The following is a 21991-nucleotide window of genomic DNA, read 5'->3' on the forward strand; positions in this document are numbered from 1 at the left end:
GCTTCTTCCCTCTGCCTGCCGTATCAAACTTGAATTAAAATCGAATGCATACTAAATTAAAATGGTAGTACAAAACTCAAGAATGAGCCTTGTACTACCCCCGCTTAAAGATAATAATAAACTAATTGTAGGCTAAGATTGATAGAACCTCATATTATCCCACGATCACTTAGTTGATTTGACAAAGTATGAAGTGGGAGAATAATATCATTTGCAACCTCTAGAGCTAAACTTTTATCAATTTTTGAAGGGTTATGCGTCAATGAGTGCAAAAATTTGTCATAGTTTTCATTTGCAAATTTAACATTCACTCCAGCTAAAAAATTATTGAGTGCATAGTGCCCTTTAAAAATTTTCTTAACTTCCTGCTTACGATGTTCTAATGGATCATTTCTAGTTATACGCATAACTGATTGGATATCAGATAACATTCCAGTAATATTGTCTTTAAATTCACTACTAAGAGGGAACGGTCTCTTAGAGTAGTATCTCTTCACAATATCCTCAAGAATAGCGCGAAAAGAAATAACATAAAGCAAATATTTATCATCGTATTTCAGACCCACTAATTGTTTCACTAACCCGCTGATATCCCTCAAATCGATAGTTCCGTGAAAATGATTACTTGTTGTGAAGAAATCATCTTCACTAATCATCCCAGTGATTTTTCTATTTTTAACCTTAATAAGCAATGTCTCTTTCATGCTACCTTCATAATAATCGATGTGATATTCGCCGTGTTGATTCTCGTGCAAAAACACACTATTTTGAATTTTGCATGCACTTCGAGGTATTATTTTCAAAGCTGCTGTTGTATAGTCGCTATTAACAATTGTTGGGTCTAATAAGTAACAATTTTCGCCCTTTGTGATGCTAATCTCAGAAACTTTTAATATTTTTCGCTCCTCTTCATCTGAGTTAGTTTGCCCCCCTTGACCTTGTCCTCCCTGGCCTTGTCCTCCTTGACCTTGTCCTCCCTGGCCTTGTCCTCCTTGACCTTGTCCTCCCTGGCCTTGTCCTCCTTGGCCTTGTCCTCCCTGGCCTTGTCCTCCTTGACCTTGTCCTCCTTGGCCTTGTCCTCCCTGGCCTTGTCCTCCTTGGCCTTGTCCTCCTTGGCCTTGTCCTCCTTGGCCTTGTCCTCCCTGGCCTTGTCCTCCCTGGCCTTGTCCTCCCTGGCCTTGTCCTCCTTGAGCATTATTTGATGAAATAAAGGTGTGATTTTTTATTGCGTAATCAATATTTATAGTGATAAACAAAATATACATATATAATATATCCATAAATTTATGATAATTAATATTTTCGATAAATCCTCCACGTTCATTAGAAATCTTAAGACCAGCTTCATGCTCATTGAATCTATCGAAATTTACATATCCGTATACATTGTGTTGTCTAAAATTGTTGTTTTTCTTAACCTGGCTTACATTGGTTAATTGCAGCCAATCGTTATTTTTATTTAAATAGTTGTATAAAGCGAATTTATTAACATATAGACGAATACCACTCTCAAACCTATGAAACTTTGCACTCCTCTTGTCTCTTTTCATATACCATTTTCCTTCAAAGCTCGGCACAGATATTTCCCTTCGTTCAATCAGACCATTTGTTAAGAAATCATCAAATGACATACTGAGTGGCTTAATCGAATATCTGTCTCTAATAATTTCATTAGCAGTGACTAAGTTATCAATTTTAATCTCAATTTCTGAGTTCAAAACCCGTGGATCTTCTACATCATATTTGTACTTTAAGATGTTTGTTTTACTTTCATAGCTAAAAGAAACTATCGCATCAAATTCTTCTTGAAAACTATTAACGTTATCTACATCTAGGTTAAATCTAGTCCCATTCTTTATAACTATTACTTTTGGCACTGTTATCTTTTCTTGAAAATTGTATAATGATATATGTTTAAACTTACTGAGTTCCTTCTCAGAGCTTAAAAGAAGGATATTGTCTTCTTCTATACCTGAAATTAGTATTTCTGTTCCTAGAGCATAATTTTCATGAGCAACTTGGTCATAATAGAATTTTTTTTGTCCTTTGAACCATTCAAAATAATACTTCTCCCCATTAGAGTTAGATGATCTAACTTCAATTTTCGTTCCTAATGAAAACATTGAATAGAAAGCAAGCCCTTTACTACCTAAGAGCATCTCTCCATTCGCATTTTGTATAAAGTTGTCTCTCTTTTTGTTTGATGATGCAATATTCCCAAGATTTAATATATCTTCAAGTTTGAAACCATCACCATTATCAATTACTTTTATCGTATTATTTATTGTATCAATATGGACTGTTACTGATTTTGCATTTGCATCCACGCCATTTTTAATTAATTCTGAAAGAACTACGAATGGGCTAGTTACGTTGCCAATAACCTCAACTATGTTTTCTTCTTCTACTTTAACTTCCACACTATTCATACAAGCTCCCCCTTCCTAAATATCAAAACGGTTTCCGAATTCATAGACTGTACTGGACCAATATTCCCTATGCGGGATACCATTCTGGGCATCCTTTTCCTAGAAATACTTCTATCGATTTCAGCTTCAATTTCTAATCCATTATTTAAACAGAATTCCTTTGTAATTTCATCTAATTTGATCTCTTTATTATCAACTCTTCGATTGCCTAAAGTTAGTACCATCATATGACCTGGTTTAAGAACACGAATCATCTTCTGGATAACATTAAAATAGTCATGAAAAAAATTCTTGATTTTTTTTTGTTTTTCATTACTAATAGTCTTAAGAAGATCAGCAAGAACAGTTGATGGAATATCATCCGATTTAGAGACAACAGGATTGATTCTTCCTCCCAAACTTGAGGAATCGATAGCAGAGAAGTTCTTGATTAATTCATCACTTGATAAACTTAAGTCTTCATGATCTATCCAGAGCAAGCTTAAAATAGAAAATTGTCCATACGTAACTGTAGTTCCATTATCCCCATATGGAGGCGACGTACAAATAAAATCAATACTATTAGCCTCCATGTCATCCATTACATCCAAAGCATCTCCTTGTATTAACAACTTGCTATTTGACTTATGAGTATCAAAAGAATTAACATTATTTTCAACAGCGCAAATAAAATCCTCTATAATGTTATTCTCCATATTTTTGATTTTATTTTCTTCTTTTATGTGTAACTTGAAAGTCGAACTTCTGGTATTACTATACTTCCTAACCAAATCGGACATGCACGTCCAGTAGTACTCTCTATTTCGTTTGTCTTTCTCATCAATAATACTTCTTCTAATAATTGATAGATCGTGAATCACATCTTCCCTAAACCATTTCTCGATTTTTTCGAAATAATGTGACTCTAACTTTATTTCCTTATATTTATTAATTCTTAAGAAAAGTTCTTCGTTACTATTGTATATTGTGTCCTTATTAACTCCTTGAAGTTTAACCTTTGTAATAAGATTTGCTAAAGGATTTATATCAATACCTATCAAATCTAACCCGAAACGATTACCTTCAACTAATGTTGTACCTGACCCATGAAACGGGTCAAAAATATTAGATATGTTACCTTCCATATTAATAATATCCTCAATTAATTTGTGTTGCATGGGAGCAACCATCATTGCAGGATAGTTAGCTATTTTATGAACTCCGTCTCTCTTGATCTTCTCAAAATTCCAATATGTATCTCCGTAGCTTTTTAGTTTTTGCTGTAAACTTTGTTTCATAGTCAGCCACTTCCCACCATTGGTTTACTTCAAGCCCTAATAAAGAGATCAGGAACAAATGTTTACTATATCATAATTATTCACAGTTAATATTATGATATCACATCCCGCTGTCGAATGCTGTCAAAAATAGTCGGGTTCAATAACTCTTTTAATATGTAGTACCGCTGATCACATGCAGGGAATATTTTATCAAACGGCCCCCCACTAATCGGGTTACCCCTAATAATCGTTTTTATCAAAGATTCGAATGACAAGTAGCTTTTACAGGCACGATCTTTACGAAGTCACGAACTCCCACGACAGCACTTATTATGAAAATATATTTTCCTAACTTTCTATCTTTAGTAAATGATGATTTTTAGAGTGATTTCTGATGATGAAATAACAACACAGACGAAAATATTGGATGTTAACCAGTTTAGATCCGGCATAGACTTGATTGATCTCTTAACATTAATATGCTCTAGTCATCTGCTTCGTATATCACATTCAAATCAGCTGCGTCTTTCGTTGCTGCACATAGCCCACGTTCACTAAACAAAGCAACAAAAACGAAGTACGGACATGTGGAACCCCCTTGCTGCACAAGGGTCTAAGGCATTTCTGAAGGTTCAAAAAAGGTTCGCATAATTTGGTGTACGAAAGGCCACCTTCGTTTTGCATTAGAAGGTGGCCTTTCGTGCCGATTTATTGGTAATCCCACGTTTTCAAGTTTACCTCGTAAAAATTAATACTGAATTATTATGCCCATGCACAGTCTCATACTCTAAGAGAACACTAAAGTGTCCTCTTAGATGCATTGCCATTCTCACTAAAAGCAAGCTAAAAATCACTCGTCATATCTACCCATTTTAAATCCAAAACAACCGAAACTTTAATCGTATCTCGCAACACCTTGTTTTTATAGTCACTCTCATCCTGCGCAAATGTGAAATACTTCGCCGAATACTCATAACTATAGACTTCTAGGTATCGTCGCGACATATCCCTATTACGCACTCCACATGCCCCGTATGCGGAAACATATCCACCGGCTGAGCCTCCACCGTCCTGTAGCCCCCATCCTCCAACAGTCGCAAATCACGAGCCAGCGTTGAAGGGTTGCACGAAACGTATACGATTCGGGTCGGCTTCAGCTCCACCATCGTCGCAATTAAAGCCGGGTCGCACCCTTTGCGAGGAGGATCGACGACGATGACGTCCGGCGTTACGCCTGACGCTTGCCATCGAGGCATGACGACCTCCGCTGGCCCGACCGCAAACTCGACGTTCTCTATGCCATTAATCTCAGCGTTCCGGCGGGCGTCCTCGATCGCTTCCGGAACAATCTCTACGCCGAAGACGCGATCGGCATGTCTGGCGAGGAACAGCGAGATCGTGCCGATGCCGCAGTAGGCGTCGATGACGGTCTCCTTCCCGGTCAGCGCCGCGTATTCCACCGCTTGGCCGTACAAGCGGACGGTCTGTTCCGGGTTCACCTGGAAGAACGAACGAGGAGAAATCGCGAACCGGATACCGTCGATTTCGTCGAAAATCGCCTCTTCGCCCCACAGCGTTCGGGTCTCCTCGCCGAAGACGACCGGAGTCTCCGCCGTCTGAACGTTCTGGCAGATGCTCGCGATGCCCGGAACCTTCTCCCTGATCAATGCAACCAGCTCCTGAGCGTGCGGGATATCGCGGCCGTTCGTGACGAGGACGACCATCCGCTGGCCGGTCGTCCGGGCGTGGCGCACCACGACGTGCCGCAGCAGGCCGCGGCCTGCCGCCCGGTTGTAGGCCGACACGCCCAGCATCCGCGCGGCCTCCTTCACGGCGCGGACCGTCTCTTCGTTCTCCTGCTGTTGGATCAGGCAGACGTCCGTCTCGACGATGTCGTGGCTGCCCATCTCGAAGAAGCCTCCGATCAGCCCGCCTTCTCTGCTGCCGATCGGAACCTGAGCCTTATTCCGGTAGCGCCATGGCTCGTCCATTCCAATCGTCGGATGGACGATAACGGCCGGACGATCGCTTGGAAGCTCCGGACCCGAACTTACCATCTCAACTCCCGGCTTTCCATCTCCGGATTGCGGGACGCTCGACCGCTCTCGACCGTCCTCTTCCCCGGCCACCGCAAGCTTCCCGATCCGCCGCAAATTATCAACAACGTGCTGCCGTTTCCACTTGAGCTGCTCCCGGTAGTCCAGATGCTGAAGCTGACAGCCGCCGCACACGTCGAATAGAGAACAAGGCGGCTCGACCCTGCCGCCTGTTCCCCGCTCCAACAACTCCGTCATCCGCGCGCGCCCGAACGACTTGCCGATGCTCAGCACCTCGGCCTGCACCCGCTCGCCGGGAAGCGCCCCGCGCACAAATAGGGTATAGCCCTCCACGCGGCCTACCCCTTCTCCTTCATGCGTCAATCCGACGATATCGCACTCGATCCGCTGCCCGGCCTGAACCGGCACGCCGACTATAGACGAAGTCGCCGAGCGGTCCCGTCCGCTCCGAGAGCCTTTCTCCCTGCTGCCCTTACTGCGCTGTCTACCCGCTGCACCTGTCACTCCCGGTCTCGCCGTTCCCGCTCCTGTCCCTCCCGATCTCAGTACCTCCGGCGCGCTCGATCCCACAGCACCTGTCACTCCCGGTCTCGCCGTTCCCGCTCCTGTCCCTCCCGATCTCAGTACCTCCGGCGCGCTCGATCCCACAGCACCTGTCGCTCCCGGTCTCGCCGTTCCCGCTCCTGTCGCTCCCGGTCTCGCAGTTCCCGACCCCGTCAGACCCGGTCCCGCCGTTCCCGGACGCCGATGCCGCCCTCTTCCGCCGCTCATAGCTGCAGCGCCCGTCCCGCGCCGTGCTTGCTGTAAGTGGATTCTCCATGCTCATCCATAATAATGTTGAGGTGAGCCGGCAGCAGATTAAACGTGCAAGGCAGCGTTCCGCCGAACTCTCCGTCCACGTTAAGCTGAACCCGGTCGTCCGAATTCACCTCGACGCGGTTCGTCTGGAAGTGAATAACGTGCGGGTCGTCCGTAATCTCCTCCCCGCGGAGCACGATCGTCGCCAGACGGATAAACTCCGCCAGGCTGCACTTGCGCAGCGCGAGCACGTCGAACACGCCGTCGTTGGTGCTGGCGTTCGGCGCCAGACGGTCGAAGCCCGCCACGGAGTTGCTGTTGGCGATCAGGAACAGCATGAACTCCTCGTCGAATTCGCCGTAGCCCTCCGCCCGAATGTGCATTCGCGTAGGATGAAGACGCGTAATCTTCTCCAATCCCTTCATATAATAGGCCAGCTGTCCGACCATCGTCTTCAGCTTGCTCGGAACCTCGTAGGTAAGCTCGGTTAACGAACCGCCGCCGGCGATATTGATGAAGTATCTGTCGTTCGCCTGTCCGACGTCGACCGGCTTCGTGTACCGCCGCGTAATCAGATCGCAAGCCTTCTCCCACTTTCTCGGGATGCCGTGAGCTCGCGCAAAATCGTTCGTCGTGCCCAGCGGAAGAATGCCGAGCGCCGGCCTGGTCTCGCATGCCGACAAACCGTTCACCACCTCGTTCAAGGTGCCGTCGCCGCCGGCGGAGATCACCATGTCGAAGCCGCGCTCCGCCGCTTCCTTAGCGGCCTGCGTCGCGTCTCCTTTACCTTCTGTGGCGTGGCAGGACGTCTCCACGCCGCCCCTCTCCAGACGCTGCAGAATCGGGCCGAGCTTGCGCTTGGCCTCCTCCCGCCCGGAGGTCGGATTATAAATGAGTCGTGCACGGATAATATCCAACGGGATCCCCTCTCGTTATCTCTATTGATGCTGCCGCTTCCGGCCGCTTAGCCATTCTCTCGCCTGCCGCATGACCCACGCGGCGACGTTCGGATGCGGCATCAGCGCCGCGCCGTCGTAACGGCAGGCCGCAAGCTCGCCGGAGCGCTCCAGATGGCGAGGAATCACCATCCGGGTGAAATAACCCTCGCTTAAGAAAAGCCCGACCACCAGAATCCGATTGTCGGGGCGGTCGCGCCTGATCGAAGCGATTCGTTCCTCTGTCTGATTCGGCAGGAGCAGCGCCGCCGCTGCGGACCGGTAGCCGCCCTTTTCCCTGACCCGTTCCGCGATCCCGCTTAGCTCCCGCTCCCAGCTCTCGCGGAAACCGGCCTCCTCGCTGCCGTGTCCGATCAGCAGAATGCTCTCCCTTGATGACTCGTCGGAAAGCCGCCGCAGATTGTCCAGGACGATGCCGTCGACCTCCGGAGCCTCGCCCATCGGATGGCCGTAATCGATGTGCAGGGAGCCAACCTCGAACCGCTTCAGATCGGTCTCCGCAGCGGGCTCCGGGTAGGCGCCCAGAGCCCAGCCGATCTCGTTCACATGTGTGCTGCCGGAAGAGACGAACAGGGGAAGAGCCAGCGCTTCCGTCACGCCCTCCGAGCGCAGCCGGTCGATTCCGTCCTGAATAAGCCGCCCTTCTACCAATTCGAGAAAGACGGCCTCCACTCTCATCTCGTTCCCGATCTCGTCTCGGACACGCTCTATCGTCTCATCGACCAAGGCGACCCATCCGCGTTCCCTGGAACCGTGGCTGATGACCAGCAAGCCTCGTTTACCCAAGAGCCCGCTCCTTTCCCCTCGATGCAATGTGCTTTCTATCCATGCTAGCGAAACGTTAAGCCAATGTCAACGTAGACCCGGATTGCTGACGCCCCATCCCCCGGCCTCCCCCCGACGAGGTCCGCGATCCTTATAACAGGTCCGAATATGATAAAATGAAACGGAGCAGATATCCATTATAGAATGGAAGGATTCGTTCATGAGCGACAAAATTATGGTGATCGAGGATGAGAAAAAAATCGCGGAAGCCATCGCTTATGCCCTGCGCAGAGAAGGCTATAACGTCGAAGTCGTCGACCGTGGAGACGCGGCCCTCGAGAGACTGCCTCTTTTCCGGCCGGACGCTCTCATCCTTGACGTGATGCTTCCCGGAATGGATGGTTACGAGATTCTGAAGAGACTCCGGGACAAGGGACGCATAGGCGTCATTATGCTGACCGCCAAGGAGGATATCGTCCACAAGGTGCTGGGACTCGAGCTGGGCGCGGACGATTATCTCACCAAGCCTTTCGATATGCGGGAGCTGCTTGCCCGGCTGAAATCCTTGCTCAGGAGGATGCAGGCCGCGGGAGAGAAGCAGGAGCCGGCCGAGATCGCTCTGGGCGGCGTAGCGCTTCAAGTCAACAAAAGAACGGCCTTTGTCGGCCGCAGGAAACTGGAGCTGACGCCCAAGGAGTACGATTTATTGACGCTGCTGCTGTCCAGCCCGGATCGGGTATACACGAGGGAGCAGCTTCTGGATCGGGTTTGGGGCTTGGAGTATATAGGCGGTACGCGAACCGTCGATATCCATGTGCAAAGGCTGAGGAAAAAGCTCGGGAAAGAACACGGCGAAATGATCCAAACCGTTCATGGCGTAGGCTATAAAGCCTTGGGAGGATACCGTGAGAATTAGCATCAAGCTTAAGTTCAGCATCTTCCTGGCCATGCTGCTGCTGCTTACCGTCTTCATCCTCAGCCTGCTTGTACTGGAAGGCATCAAGAAAAATCAGCAAGCCCAGATGGAGCAGTATTTCGCCCAGCAGGCCGCGACCGCGAATATTTATTTTATCCAGACCCTTATGGGGGAATCTCACAAAGTTCCTCAAACCTTCCTAGCTTCAAAAGGCCGTGATTTCGCCGGGCAGCTGGAACTGATTATAGGGCAGCCCATTGTGCTGTATGACCGGGAGGGGACCGTTCTTCATTCGAATTCGGCTCTTGCGGCGTCGGACGGCATCCGACGGACGTTGGACTTTGCGCTCCACAACAACACAGCTTACCTGGTGGTAGACGACTCGCTCTATTACCTGGCCCCGTTGCGGATCGGCAACGAGCAAGCGGGAGTCGTTCAGTTCTATGATTCCCTGACGGAGAACCAGGCCTTCTACAATCAGATCAAGCAACTGTTTATCTACATCGGCGCGGGCGTATTTTTCCTCAGCTTTATTCTCGCCTATTTCTATTTCAACTCGTTCGCCAGCGGAATCATCAAGCTGAACGGGGCGGTGGACCAGATTCGTGCCGGGAACTTCGCCCCCGTCGCGCTCAGGCGCAATGACGAGATCGGGGAGCTGAGCGAAGGCATCCGCATGATGAGCCGGCAAATCCGGAAAACGATGCAGGACAAGGACGAGGAGCGCGAGAAGCTGGCGTTGGCCGTCCGCAAATTATCCCTGCTCGATCAGCAGCAGAAGCAATTTATCGGCAACGTCACCCACGAGTTCAAAACCCCGCTGACCTCGATCAAAGCCTATATCGATCTGCTGGACATGTATCCCGACGACGAGAAGCTGCTCGACACCGCCAAAGCGAACATACTGGGCGATACGCAGCGGCTATACGAGATGGTCGAAAAAGTGCTGCAGCTGTCCGCCTTGGAGAAATACGAATTCGAATTCCGCAAGGAACGGGTGGACGTGCGGCAAGCGGTGCTGACGGTCCTGGACAGCCTGAAGGGAAAAATGGACAAGTTCGGCATTGCGGCGGAGACCGATTTGGCCGAAGCTTACGTGGAAGCCGACAAGGATTGCCTCTCCATCGTACTCGTGAATCTGATGGACAACGCCATCAAGTACAACCAGGCTCGAGGGCGCATTCGCTTGAAGACGGCGTCGGACGGCGGGCAAGTTATCATCGAGATTGCCGATACGGGCATCGGAATCCCGCCAGAAGTCGCCCACAAAATTTTCGAGCCGTTCTACACCGTCGACAGAAACCGTTCGCGGGAAACCGGCGGTGCCGGACTGGGTCTCTCGCTGGCCAAGAAATACGCGGAATCGCAAGGAGGCTCCATCGCGCTCGTGAGCACCGATTCGGAAGGCACCCTGTTCCGCATCGTCTTTCCGGCCTATGGGGCGCCGGCTTCGGAAGCCCGACATGACGCGACGATCGAGGAGGAGAAGGAATGAAGATCAGTGCAAGGATGATGACCGTTCCGGCATTGCTGTTCGCGCTCGCGGCATGCTCGTCTGAAGGGTCCGGGAACCGCACGATCATTAAAGAGCCCGGAATGACGATAACGGTCATCGACGATGCCGGCAGCCGGACGGGGGAGCCAGGCGTGTCCGTCGAAAAGATGGATCGTCTGGATGGTACGGAAATTATGGATTGGGTAGACGAGAGTACGGTTGTAGTTTCAAAGGAAAACGAGTCCCTGGGCAGGATGGCCCTGGCGGAACTGGCGGATTCCTATCCCCGAAGCCTGTATCTGTACGACCTCGATACCCGTCAATACACGCTGCTGCAGCAGCGGAAAAACTTGAATATAGGGGGCGCCGTCCTGTCTCCCGACAAGAAGCGCCTGATCTACCATGAATATTCGCTCGGCGACCCTGTCTATTCCGTCATGAACCTGGACACCCTGGATTCGTTCCGCCTGACCGGGGATCCGATCGGAGGCGCCGTCAGCGCCAACTGGGCCGACTCGGAGACGATCGTCGGCGCGGCCTACAGCGGCGGCGCTTATATCGCAACTTCGGAAGGCCGGATCGCGGCGATCGATCAGTTGGAGGAGACGGGCTTGATTCTGGTGGAAAAAGTCGGGGACATCCTCTACTACAACACCCTTGCCGACGAGTCGCTCAAGGCGTTGAACCTGGTTACCCTGGAAAAGACGAGCTTGAACCTCGATCGCGTCATCAAAGCGCTTCCTTCGCCGGACGGCCGCCAGCTGCTGGCGCTGCAGATCAATGGCTCCAGAACGAGCCTCCTTCTATGCGACGCGAACGGAGAAAACAGGAAAACGATTGCCGAAGGGACGGAGCTGAGCGGGATTTCGTGGTCGCCGGATCAGCGGATGATCGCCTACGGCCTGAATGCCGATGCGAGCGGCACCGCCGCCAAAGGCCTCTATCTGTACGATATGCTGACCGACGAGTCCGTCCGGATCGCCGTCGATATCGAACCGGCAGCCACCTCCTGGAGCCCTTCGGGCCAGCGGCTCGCTTATACGGAATGGAACGCCAAGCCGTACAGAAGCGGCATCGTCCAACTCCATTATTCCTTGCGGAAATAACCGCTCCCGCAAGATGCCCGCCTGCCTGTCTGCCGCTGAACAGGCAGCGGACGGCAGGCATCTTCGCGGCTCCTTCGCTTTATTCGCCCCGCACCGTGGACAACGAAACCCATACCGAGCTTGCGAAATCCGGCGCTTCCTCCCCTTTCGGACTGTGAAGACGGAACAGATAACGTTCTCCCGCCTCCGACTCCCAGATGATGAAGTCTTTTACTCCGTCCGCGCCGCTAGACTGAAGATACAGCTCGGCATAGCCCAAGGGATGCTCCACAAGCTCTCCGCTATAATCGGAAACCTTGCCGAACTCCTTGAATTCCTGCTCCGCGGACTCGCGAAGCGTCTTTAAGATTTCGTCCTCCGGCAGCCGCTCGATGTCGACATAATAATCGTTGTTGGCCGTCAAAGTCAGCCGGCCCGACGCCTGGTCAAAGCCGAATCCCTCGAACACGTACAAGGAGAACCCCTCCCCTTGGTGCAGAGCGGCGGTTCGGGATTGATAGCCCTCCCCCGTCATCAGCTCGAAGCTTTCGGTTGGCGGACGTTCCGTCCGCGAGGTCTGCTCCGAAGCCGAGGAAGACTCGGCTGGCGGCGCGGTCTCGGCGGCGCTGCCGCCCGGGGAGGACGAAGACGTCGGAGCGCTGCCGGAGGTTTGCGTCGACGGCGGAGGCGAGGAAGACGGCTCGCTGCCTCCCGTACAAGCCGCCAGCGCGCAAGCGGCGGCAACAATCGATATGATTTTCATAGCGTTAGTCAGACGAATCATGTCATTCTCTCCCTTTCGATCTCGGATTCCCTTCTCTGATGTCGATCATCCCTTATCCCTTCTATATAAGCACCTCCTAACTGTATCAAACGGTTGTTCCGAAAATAAAAACGAATATTTCAAAAATGTAAACAAAAGCGTCGGGATTGTTGCTTCCGGGCGTCCGACAATAGAAAAGACCGTCAGGGGAATCCCCTGACGGCGGAATAGCTTTCCAGGCGGCCAGCTTATTTGGACGCCAGATAAGCGTCCAGCTGTCTCTGCTTCTCGGCGATCACCTCGTCGAGACCGTTCTGCTTCAGCTTATTGTAATACTCGTCAAGCTTAGCCGGATCGACTGCGCCCGTCTCCAGACCCGGAGCGTACTGGGACTGAACGTTCTTGAGCGCCGCGACCTGCGTCTTGACCGGCTCCGCGTCGAACGTGAAGCCGAGCGCCGGAGAGTTGATCGAGCCTTCGTTGAACTGTCTGAACTGCTCCCACTTGTCCGGAGCCTCCGTATCCCAGATATAGTTCAGGAACTGGTTGCCGAGCATCCACGCTGCGGCGCCGGCGATGTAGTTCGGCTTGCCCGGAGCGTCGGACATCACTTCGCCGTTTAACATGAAGTGATCGCCTTCGATGCCGAAGTTGATCAGGTTGTTCAGGTACTTATCCGTGTAGAGCAAGTCGATGAACATCATCGCGCGCTCCGGATTTTTCGAAGTCGAGGAGATCGCCAGCATGGAGCCCGTCGTTTCGCCTGTCGAAGTCGTGCGGCTCGTCATGCCGACCTGGCCGATCTTGCCCGGCAGGTTCGCCGATCCCGCCATCTCCGCATCCTTGCCCGGCTTGAGCGGAGACACGACCATGAATACGTTGCCCTTCTTCAGGGCGTCCGTCGGAGACAGCTGAGACGTCGCGGCGTCCGCGTTCACCAGCTTCTTCGTGAACATCTCGCGAGCGATGTTCAAATATTCCTTATACACTGGAAATTCCAGGCCCGGCTTGATCGCCGTATCGGTTCCGTCCTTCAGCACGATGCCTTCCAGCTTCGTGTCGCCGAAGAAGTCGAACTTGTTCATGTAGTGCGAATTCAGGTTTTCGCCGTCCTTGACGTACAGCGGAGTCCAGTCCGGCTTCTTGGCTTTTACTTCTTCCAGAATCGGGATGAGGTCAGCCGGCGATTTCACCGCCTGGATTCTCTCGGTCAGACCCAGCTCCTCGGCGATGTCCGTGCGGTACAGGATGCCGCCTTGCTCGGCCATCTCCTTAAACGCCGGAACGCCGTAGTTTTTGCCGTTGATCTGGGCCCCGTCCAGAATGGTCTGCGAGACGACGCTCTTGATCCCTTGACCGTACTGGTCGAGCAGCCCCTCGTTCAGCGCCAGATAGGCTCCCTTGCCCACGTTCGTGGCGTGGCCGTTCCAGGACGCCGTGAAGATCACGTCCATCACCTCGCGGCCGGACACGTACAGATTCATCTTCTGGTCGTATTGGCCCCAGTCGATCATGCGGATGTCCAGAGTGGCGTTGATCTTCGTTTTCAAATACTCGTTGATTTTTTCCTCGACCTTCTTCTCGTCCTTCGGCGGCGAACCCGGCAAGTATAAGGACAGCTCCACCGGTTCCAGCTTGCTGACGTCGACCTCCGGAGACGGAGACGCGGATTCGGAAGACGCGGGGGATTCCGACGGCGACTCGGAAGACGCGGAGGAAGCCGGCGGCGATGCGGGATTGTTGTTGCTGCCGCTGCAGCCGGCAAGAATGACGCTGAGCGTCATGACGGCTGCGAGCAGCAGCGTCCACGACTTGTTCCTTCTGAACATAGTATTGCCTCCCTTTTCTTCATGGTAAATGTATGCTCAACCGGCCGGTAAACCGGAAGAAGCCTTTCCTGAACGCCTACCTGAGAGCTTTCCTGAGCCCTCCTGGGAGCTTTCCTGAGCCCTTCCTGAGCGCTTTCCTAGCGCTTTCCAGGGCGCTCCTGAGCGTTTTCCTTAACGCTAGCCTTTGACGGCGCCGACCGTTAATCCCTCTACAAAATAGCGCTGGAAGAACGGATAGGCGAAAATGATCGGTCCGATTCCGACGACGGCCATCGCCATCCGGGCCGTCTCGCCCGGCATCGTGAAGTTCGGGTTGTTCGCCGCGAGAGCGGAATAGGCCGCCGCGTTCGCGCTGAGATATTGGATATCCAGCAGCGTCTTGTACATCCGGTACTGAATGCTGACGACCGCTTCGGAGTCGGTAATGAACAGAAGGCTCAGAAACCAGTCGTTCCAATAGTTAAGCGTCGTGAACAGACCGACGGTGGCCAGCACCGGCAGCGACAGAGGGAGTACGATCGTAAAGAAGATGCGCCATTCGCCCGCTCCGTCGATCTTCGCCGATTCGTACAGCTCCTTCGGAATCGAGTTCGCGAAGAACGTTCGGATGAGCAGAACGAAAAAGCCGCTAATAAAGTAGGGCATCATGAGCACGAACAGCGTGTTCTGCAGGTGAAGACCCTGGGTATAGACGAGATAGAAGGGAACCAGACCCCCGTTGAACAAAATCGTAAAGAACATAAAGAAGGAGAAAAAGTTGCGAAACGGGAAGTCCTTCCGGGCGATCGGGAACGCGTACAGCGCCATCATCGCCAGACTGATCGTCGTTCCGAGAACGGTGAGCAGAATCGAGAAGCCGTACGACTCCACGATCGCTCCCCAATCCTTCAGCAGAAAATCGTAGGCGTCCAGGCTCCACTTTTCCGGGAACAGGCTGTAGCCGTTGATCAGAATCGTATTCTCGTCGGTGAAGGAAGCGATAATGACGACGATCAGAGGAAATACGCACAGAAACGTATAGATCCAGAAAAACGTGTTGATAGCGATATTCGCGCCGCCCGAGACTTGCTTGGCCAGCTTGAGCTGGGTCTGTCCGGCCGCTTGTGCCATGATTGAACCTCCTAATGCTTTCTAGAACAGGGCGTCGTCTTTGCTGATTTTGCGGATGACCAGGTTGGCCGTGAATACGAGCACGAACCCGACCACGGCCTGATACAGCCCGGCAGCCGACGACATCCCGATATCCCCTGCGTTAATGAAGCTTTGGTAGACGTAAGTATCGATAACTCTCGTCGTATCGTAGATCGCCCCCGCGTTGCGGGTCACTTGCCAGAACAGACCGAAGTCCGCGTTGAAAATTCTGCCGACCTGCAGCAGCACCATGACGATAATGACCGGACGAATTAGCGGGACGGTGATGGCCGTAATCTGCTTCCACTTGGATGCCCCGTCGATCGTCGCCGCCTCGTAGTATTCGTCGTCGATGCCGATGATCGCCGCCATGAAGATAATCGCGTAATACCCGATCCCCTTCCACGTATTGACCAGCGGCAGAATGAGCGGCCACCATTTCGGATCGCTGTACCATTCGACCGGATTCGCGCCGAACAGCGGAAGAATGACCTTGTTCATCAGCCCCAGCTCGTTGTTGAGGAAAGCGTAGACGAGGTAGCTGACGATGACCATCGACAGGAAGAACGGAAGAAACATCGTCGTCTGGTGGAACTTGGCCAGCATGCGGTTCCTCATCGAATGGAACATGATGGCGAAGGCGATGCCGATGACCGTGTTCAGAAAAATGAACGTCGCGTTGTAGAGCACCGTGTTTCTCGTAATCAGCCAGGCGTCGGACGTTCTGAACAGAAATTCGAAGTTGAACCAACCGACCCAGGGACTGTTCAGGAAGCTCTCGAACAAGGTTTCGCCGGGGGCAAACTTGATGTTCTTGAAGGCGATCAGCGAGCCGATCATCGGAATGTAGTTGTTGATCAACAGGAAGACGACCGTCGGGGCCATCATGATGTAGAAGGCGCCGAATCGGCGAAAATGTCCCTGCTTCAACTTGGCCGGCTTCGTGCGGACCATCGGCTGTTTCGGAGCGCCCGCCGCTGCGGAGGCTTGTTCCATACCCCATCACAATCCTTTTTGCTTATTGGCAATCTTTGCTTGTGGTCCTATTTTATCGTGCGGCGGCGTCCGGCCTCTATCTACTGGGGTGACTTACATAGCACTCTTGTGACTTTCTCTGCGAATCCGCTCCTGTCTCTGCTTGAAATCAAACATCCCCCGCATCCTCCCTCCGCCGGAGAAGGCGGACCGGGGCGGAAGCGAGGGATGCGCTCAACGCAAAATCTGATGCTTCTTGCGGTACTCCTGGGGCGACAGCCCCGTCATCTTCTTGAACAGCTTGGCGAAATACGAGAAGTGCGCGTAGCTCAGCTCCTCGGCGATCCGGCTGATCTTGTCGTTCGTCTCGGCCAGCAGCCGCTTGGCTCTCTCGATTCGGCACTGCGTAATATAATCGGTCAGAGACAGGCCCGTCTCCTTGCGGAACAGCCGGGAGACGTACGCCGGATTGCGGAACACCGAGCGGGCGATATCGTCGCGGTTCAGCTCCTTCTGCAGATTGTCCTGGATGAAGGCCTGAACCTTCGCGACGATCGCGGACGAATCTCTCATCCTGTCCTGGAACGCCTCCGCGCACGTCCGCACCGATCGGATCGCCCACGCCTTCAGCGCTTGCGGCGATCTCGCCGCCTGGGGATCGGCCAGCTCGGCCGGATCCAGCGCCTCGTGGATCGACACGCCCGCGCGGAAGGCCGCCTGATAGAGCAGATGGAGCAAGCCGTATCGAAGCAGCTCCAGCGTCTCCCTTCCGGCAGCCTCGCGCTGGAACTGGTCGATCGCCGCCTCGATCGCCCCGAGCAGCTCGTTCGTCCGTCCGTTGTCCAGCAGCGTGGCCCATTCCAGGAACGAAGGCAGCGCGATCGGCTGGCCGCCCTGGAGCTCTTCGCAGCCGCCGTCGGCGTCGATGACCGTCTGCGATACGGTGACGTTCGCCCGTTCGAGCTGCAGCAGCCGCTGCGCGGCGGCGGGCAGGTCGATCAGGCGGACCGGGATGCCCAGATAGCACGACACGCGGCAGTGAAAATAGTCTCGGCAAGCCTGCACGAACTTCCTGCTGCGGTTCAGAAGCGTCTGGCGATCCGGCGCGTCCTCCTCCGTCAAATACAGCAGCACGAGGCTGAACTCGCCCGGGTCCTGGACGACCGCGCCGGCCTGCTCCCCGAGAATCGTCTCCGCCGCCGCTTTGCGCAGAGCATACTCCATAATGCTCTCGTCTCTGGAATCCAGCTCGACGTCCCATTGCTCGACGCTGAGCAGAATCGGCAGCACGCGCCCCCGCTCGGCCGTCAGAGGGATGTCCAGCTGCTCGAACTCCCGATCCAGCCGCTCCGGAGACAGGCCGATCCGTCCGTTCAGCAGCTCGCGCCAGAACCGGTCGATCAGTACCGGAAGCTGACGGACCCACTGCCTGCGGTAGTCGTCGAGCGTCCGCTCGAACTCGGCCTGCTCCCGGCGGCGCTGAACCTCCTCGATCGCGCGGGCGACGATCCCCTTGAGCACCTCGTGATCGATCGGCTTGAGCACATAGTCGAAGCAGCCCATATGCAGCGCCTCCTGCGCATATTCGAACCGGGCGTGCCCGGTCAGGAAAATCGTCAGCGTATTCGGGCTCGTCTCCCGAATGTACCGGAGCAGCTCCAGCCCGCTCGCCTCCGGCATCTCGATATCGGAGATGATCAGGTCGATTGTTGCCTCCGCCATATGGCGCTTCGCCTCGGCGACGCTCTCCGCTTCAAGCACGGCGCCGATCGGCAGATCGCTCCAGTCGATTCCTTCCGTCATTCCTTTCAGCGCATAAAGCTCGTCGTCAACGACCAGCATCGTCAGCATCGAACTCCTCCTCCCCCTCTTTCGCCGCCGCGGCGGCGGACTTCTCTTCGATCTCGAACGACCGGTCCCGTTCGCGCGGCAGCCTGACCTTCACCAGCGCTCCGCCCTTCTCTCCGTTGCCGAACGCCATATCCCCCTTGCCTCCGTACAGCAGCTTAAACCGCCGCATGACGTTCCAGATGCCCAGATGATTGGAGACGGATTGCGAGACGTAAGCGGTCTCGTTCAACTCCGCCAGCAGCTCCTCCGGAAATCCCGGACCGTTGTCCGCGATCGCGAGCCGCGCGTACTCCCCCGGCTCTTCGTCATCGCTCTCGCAGCGGATGGCGATTCGGAAAGGAGTCCCGTCCTGGGGACGCTTGTTCAGGCCGTGAATGACGCAGTTCTCGATGAAGGGCTGCAGCATCAGGGGCGATATCTCCCAGCCGAGATACTCCGGCGGGACGTCGATGTCGTATTCCAGCTTCGAGACATATCGGATCTTCTGGATTTCGAGATAATGCTCGATATGGCGAATTTCGTCCTCGAGCCGAACGACGGTCCGGTGCCCGAGCATCAGGAAGCGGAAGTAGTCGGCCAGATGCAGCGACAGCTTCTGCACCGTCTTGAAATCCTTCAGCGCGGCCAGGTTGTATATGATGTTCAGGCTGTTCATATAGAAATGGGGATTGATCTGGATTTGCAGATGCTTGTATTCCGCCCGCTGCAGCCGAAGCTGCTCCTCGTAGACGTCGATCTTCAAGCTCTCGATCTGCTCCGCCATTTTGTTGAACGTGCCCGCCAGGAAGGTGAATTCGCTGCTGTCGGCAAGCGCCGGCAGGCGGGTGCCGAACTGGCCCTGCCCCAGCTTGCGCATGCCCCGGATCAGCCGGACGAACGGCTGAAACATGACCCGCTGCAGGAACAGCAGATAGATCGACAGAATGGCCGCCAGCGCGAGCGGCATCCAGAAATTGAGCACCTTCTGGAAGAACGGAAGATTTTTAAGAATATGCGATTCCTTCATCATGAGCGTATAGCGGATATCCGCATACTGGGATGGCTGGGATAGCACGATATAGGATTCGCCGTCGTAGACGAGCCCGGTCAGGATCCCGGCCAAATTTTGGATCTTCGCCAGGAAGGCGGCGTCCTTGAGCGTCGGATGCTCGACACCGGTGATAACGCTTCCATTGCCGTCAAGCAAAAAGGCCGAGCCGTCCGGACCGACGTCGAAGTTGTTCATGACGCTCTGCAGCGCTTCCGCCTGAATGAGCGCTCCGGCGATCGTGTTATAGCCGAGGTCGTGCGTCTTCATCAGGAACGTCTGACCGGCGATTCTCGTCAGCCCCCACCGCCGCTCCGTGTCCGGGACGCCCTTCATCGCGCTTTCCTTCGCCCAGGCCGACAGCAGGTCCAGCTTATCCAGCGAATTGTAGACGTACTGCGTCGCGTATACGAGCTCTCCCGACTTCTTCGGGTAGACGAAGAACGTGTCGATGAGCGCGCTGTAGAAAATCGAGTCCACCGCCAAGCGCTCTCTCAGCCTGGTCTTCGACAGCGTGTACTCGTCGCTCGTCAGCTCGAGAAGCGGCAGCGTCTGAATGTCCGGGTTCCTCTCCAGATTAATCAGATAGTGATAGTATTCCAGCATGCTCTTGTCATTGTTGCGCACGTATTCGGCCAGCAAAATATTGTAATGCGATGACACCTGCTCCTTCACGACGCGGATCGCGTACAGGTTATTATAAATAATGAACGCGACGATGGGCATGAGCACCAGAAAAAAACCGACGACGATCTTGAAGCGGACGGACTGCCAGAAGCGCATAACGATCCCCCGATTGCGACGATGCGGAATAGGCCGGAGCCAACCCTAGCATAACCTACACTTCCAGATGCTAGCAATATCGGATTTCATGGCCTTCCTTTTTCGCCGGCCGCGAATGAACCGGATCTCCGGTTATGACAATAGTTAGATGAATGGCCATTCAGGAAGGAGAAGTTCGTTGGATATCGATGAGTTGATAGAGCTTGTGAGGCTGCACGGCAAGTCGGTTTACGGATTCTGCTACAGGCTGACGGGCAACAAAGAGGATACGGACGACTTGTATCAGGAAGCTTGTCTGAAAGCCGTGGAGCTTCTGCCCAAGATGGACGCTTCCCGCAATCCCAAGGCGTATCTGATCTCGATCGCCATTCGGCTGCACCGCAACCATCGCCGCAAGCTCGCCTGGAGACGAAAAATTGCCCCTATGGCCGAACTGGACGAGGCGGCGACCCCTTCCGGCCCGCTCGCAAGCGAAGCCACGCCGGAAGACGCCGTGCTGTCGCTCGAGCTTCGCGCCAGCATTGAAGCCGCCGCGCACCGGCTGAACGACAAGCTGAAGCTTCCTCTTTACCTGTATTATACCGCGAATATGACCGTCGAGGAGATTGCTTCCGTACTGAGCATTCCGCCGGGAACGGTGAAGAGCAGGCTGCATAAAGCGCGCATGACGATGAGACAAGTATTGGAGGTCGATTCCCTATGAAGGACGCGGACTGGGAGCGTTGGCTCGGACAGGCTCTCGCTTCCGAAGCCAAGCCCGACGACAAGCTGAACATGAGCATCCTGCATCGCATGCGGATGCGGCATCAGACGAAACCTAAGTCTGTCACAAAATTATCCGCAGCGCTGTTGGCCGCCGTTTTCCTGCTGGTGCTGTCCGTATCGGCTTATGCGGCGACTCAGCTGTTCGGCGCCAGAGAGGTCGCCGAGAGATTGGGAGACCGGCTGTTGGCGGAAGCGTTCGACAGCGACAACGCCATCCGGCTCGACCAATCGGTCGCTTCCGGAGACTATCGGTTTACGCTGCACGGCCTCGTATCGGGAGCGGGCCTCAGCGAATTCCCATCTTCGTCGGAGGAACTCTATCCGGACAGAACCTATGCCGTCGTCTCTATCGCCAGACAGGACGGCCGGCCGATGCCGGATACCCGGGATCCCGAGTACGGCCAGGATCCGTTCTTCGTCTCGCCGCTGATCAAAGGCCAGAAGCCGTGGTCGGTCAACATCATCACGATGAACGGCCACTACAGCGAGACTGTGATAGACGGCGTCGCGTACAGACTTCTGGCGTGCGATCAGGTGGAAATTTTCGCGGACAGGGGGGTCTACTTGGCGATCAGCAGCGGCAGCCCGTTCTACAGCCGCGAGGCGTTCGACTACGACGAGAATACGGGGGAAAGCCGGGCGAGAGAAGATTACCCGGGCGCGTCCGCGCTGTTCGACCTTCCCCTCGACAGGACGAAGGCCGATCCCGCCAAGGCGGAGGCCTATTTGGAAGCTCTCCTGAATCCGTCCGCCTCGCCGGCGGCGGACAACGGCGAACGAATCGCCGATGCGGAAGACGAGGCGTGGGTCGACTGGATCGCCGAGCTGCGAACCAGAATGCGCAGCGGCGGGACGATCGGCGAGACGATAGCCGACTCTATCCAGGAAGTAACCTACGACGATTCGGGCCATTTCCGTTATTCCTATGACGATTGGAGCGTCGAGGCGGCTCCCGAAGACTTCTTCCGGGAAGGGCAGGTCGGATTCTCGGACCGGTTCTCCGGCAGCGGGAAGGACGGCCGCTATCGAGCGCTGCTCTTCCATCGCGACGAGCACGGCGTCATTACCGGCAGAATCGTCTTGCTGGAGAATCATCCCGAGTAGTCC

General features: G+C 53.8%; 16 protein-coding genes. 5 read left to right on the forward strand and 11 right to left on the reverse strand.

The features are described from left to right. Positions 1-149: 149 nt before the first annotated feature. The 5 genes from ACFO3S_RS18945 to ACFO3S_RS18965 form a co-directional block, all read right to left on the reverse strand. Positions 150-2429, reverse strand: coding sequence for an ATP-binding protein (locus ACFO3S_RS18945; protein WP_378099309.1), 2280 nt, complete (start codon positions 2427-2429; stop codon positions 150-152). Beyond that, a complete protein-coding gene (locus ACFO3S_RS18950; protein ID WP_378099310.1) occupies positions 2426-3706 on the reverse strand; it encodes a DNA methyltransferase in 1281 nt (426 codons plus the stop codon). Before ACFO3S_RS18950 ends, ACFO3S_RS18945 begins: the two co-directional genes overlap by 4 nt. A gap of 968 nt (positions 3707-4674) precedes the next feature. Further along, the gene (rlmD, locus tag ACFO3S_RS18955) at positions 4675-6516 is read right to left on the reverse strand and encodes a 23S rRNA (uracil(1939)-C(5))-methyltransferase RlmD (protein ID WP_378099312.1); all 1842 of its coding nucleotides are present in this window, start codon (positions 6514-6516) and stop codon (positions 4675-4677) included. Continuing rightward, positions 6513-7460 carry a diacylglycerol kinase gene (locus tag ACFO3S_RS18960; protein ID WP_378099314.1) on the reverse strand — a complete coding sequence of 316 codons (948 nt, stop codon included), beginning with the start codon at positions 7458-7460 and terminating at the stop codon, positions 6513-6515. Before ACFO3S_RS18960 ends, rlmD begins: the two co-directional genes overlap by 4 nt. A gap of 21 nt (positions 7461-7481) precedes the next feature. Further along, positions 7482-8285, reverse strand: a complete 804-nt coding sequence (locus tag ACFO3S_RS18965) for a sirohydrochlorin chelatase (protein WP_378099315.1) — start codon at positions 8283-8285, stop codon at positions 7482-7484. 199 nt (positions 8286-8484) lie between these two features. Here ACFO3S_RS18965 and ACFO3S_RS18970 point away from each other — a divergent pair, with 199 nt between their 5' ends. The 3 genes from ACFO3S_RS18970 to ACFO3S_RS18980 are packed head-to-tail and all read left to right on the forward strand — an operon-like array spanning position 8485 to position 11781. Next, a complete protein-coding gene (locus ACFO3S_RS18970; protein ID WP_378099317.1) occupies positions 8485-9180 on the forward strand; it encodes a response regulator transcription factor in 696 nt (231 codons plus the stop codon). Continuing rightward, a complete protein-coding gene (locus tag ACFO3S_RS18975) occupies positions 9170-10675 on the forward strand; it encodes a sensor histidine kinase (protein ID WP_378099319.1) in 1506 nt (501 codons plus the stop codon). Before ACFO3S_RS18970 ends, ACFO3S_RS18975 begins: the two co-directional genes overlap by 11 nt. After that, the gene (locus ACFO3S_RS18980; RefSeq protein WP_378099321.1) at positions 10672-11781 is read left to right on the forward strand and encodes a TolB family protein; all 1110 of its coding nucleotides are present in this window, start codon (positions 10672-10674) and stop codon (positions 11779-11781) included. Before ACFO3S_RS18975 ends, ACFO3S_RS18980 begins: the two co-directional genes overlap by 4 nt. 79 nt (positions 11782-11860) lie before the next feature. On the opposite strand, the gene ACFO3S_RS18985 is transcribed toward ACFO3S_RS18980, so the two are convergent. The 6 genes from ACFO3S_RS18985 to ACFO3S_RS19010 all read right to left on the reverse strand — a co-directional run bounded on the left by ACFO3S_RS18985 (position 11861) and on the right by ACFO3S_RS19010 (position 20119). Beyond that, complete coding sequence (locus tag ACFO3S_RS18985; protein ID WP_378099323.1) at positions 11861-12544, reverse strand: hypothetical protein; 684 nt, start codon at positions 12542-12544, stop codon at positions 11861-11863. Positions 12545-12771: 227 nt separating this feature from the next. Then, positions 12772-14352: an ABC transporter substrate-binding protein gene (locus tag ACFO3S_RS18990; RefSeq protein ID WP_378099325.1), complete on the reverse strand. Its 1581-nt coding sequence runs from the start codon at positions 14350-14352 to the stop codon at positions 12772-12774. A gap of 177 nt (positions 14353-14529) precedes the next feature. Then, a complete protein-coding gene (locus ACFO3S_RS18995) occupies positions 14530-15462 on the reverse strand; it encodes a carbohydrate ABC transporter permease (RefSeq protein ID WP_378099327.1) in 933 nt (310 codons plus the stop codon). Between the two features lie 21 nt (positions 15463-15483). After that, positions 15484-16479: an ABC transporter permease gene (locus tag ACFO3S_RS19000; protein ID WP_378099329.1), complete on the reverse strand. Its 996-nt coding sequence runs from the start codon at positions 16477-16479 to the stop codon at positions 15484-15486. A 213-nt stretch (positions 16480-16692) separates the two neighbouring features. Beyond that, on the reverse strand, positions 16693-18309 hold the full coding sequence (locus ACFO3S_RS19005) for a helix-turn-helix domain-containing protein (RefSeq protein ID WP_378099330.1): 1617 nt from the start codon (positions 18307-18309) through the stop codon (positions 16693-16695). Continuing rightward, positions 18287-20119: a cache domain-containing sensor histidine kinase gene (locus tag ACFO3S_RS19010; protein ID WP_378099332.1), complete on the reverse strand. Its 1833-nt coding sequence runs from the start codon at positions 20117-20119 to the stop codon at positions 18287-18289. Before ACFO3S_RS19010 ends, ACFO3S_RS19005 begins: the two co-directional genes overlap by 23 nt. A gap of 178 nt (positions 20120-20297) precedes the next feature. On the opposite strand from ACFO3S_RS19010, the gene ACFO3S_RS19015 reads away from it, so the two are divergent. Both ACFO3S_RS19015 and ACFO3S_RS19020 read left to right on the forward strand, forming a co-directional pair. Then, a complete protein-coding gene (locus ACFO3S_RS19015) occupies positions 20298-20822 on the forward strand; it encodes an RNA polymerase sigma factor (RefSeq protein ID WP_378099333.1) in 525 nt (174 codons plus the stop codon). Further along, positions 20819-21988 carry a hypothetical protein gene (locus tag ACFO3S_RS19020; RefSeq protein ID WP_378099335.1) on the forward strand — a complete coding sequence of 390 codons (1170 nt, stop codon included), beginning with the start codon at positions 20819-20821 and terminating at the stop codon, positions 21986-21988. Before ACFO3S_RS19015 ends, ACFO3S_RS19020 begins: the two co-directional genes overlap by 4 nt. Positions 21989-21991: the final 3 nt, after the last annotated feature.

Source organism: Cohnella hongkongensis, assembly GCF_042654645.1.
GTDB classification, from domain to species: Bacteria; Bacillota; Bacilli; order Paenibacillales; family Paenibacillaceae; genus Cohnella; species Cohnella hongkongensis.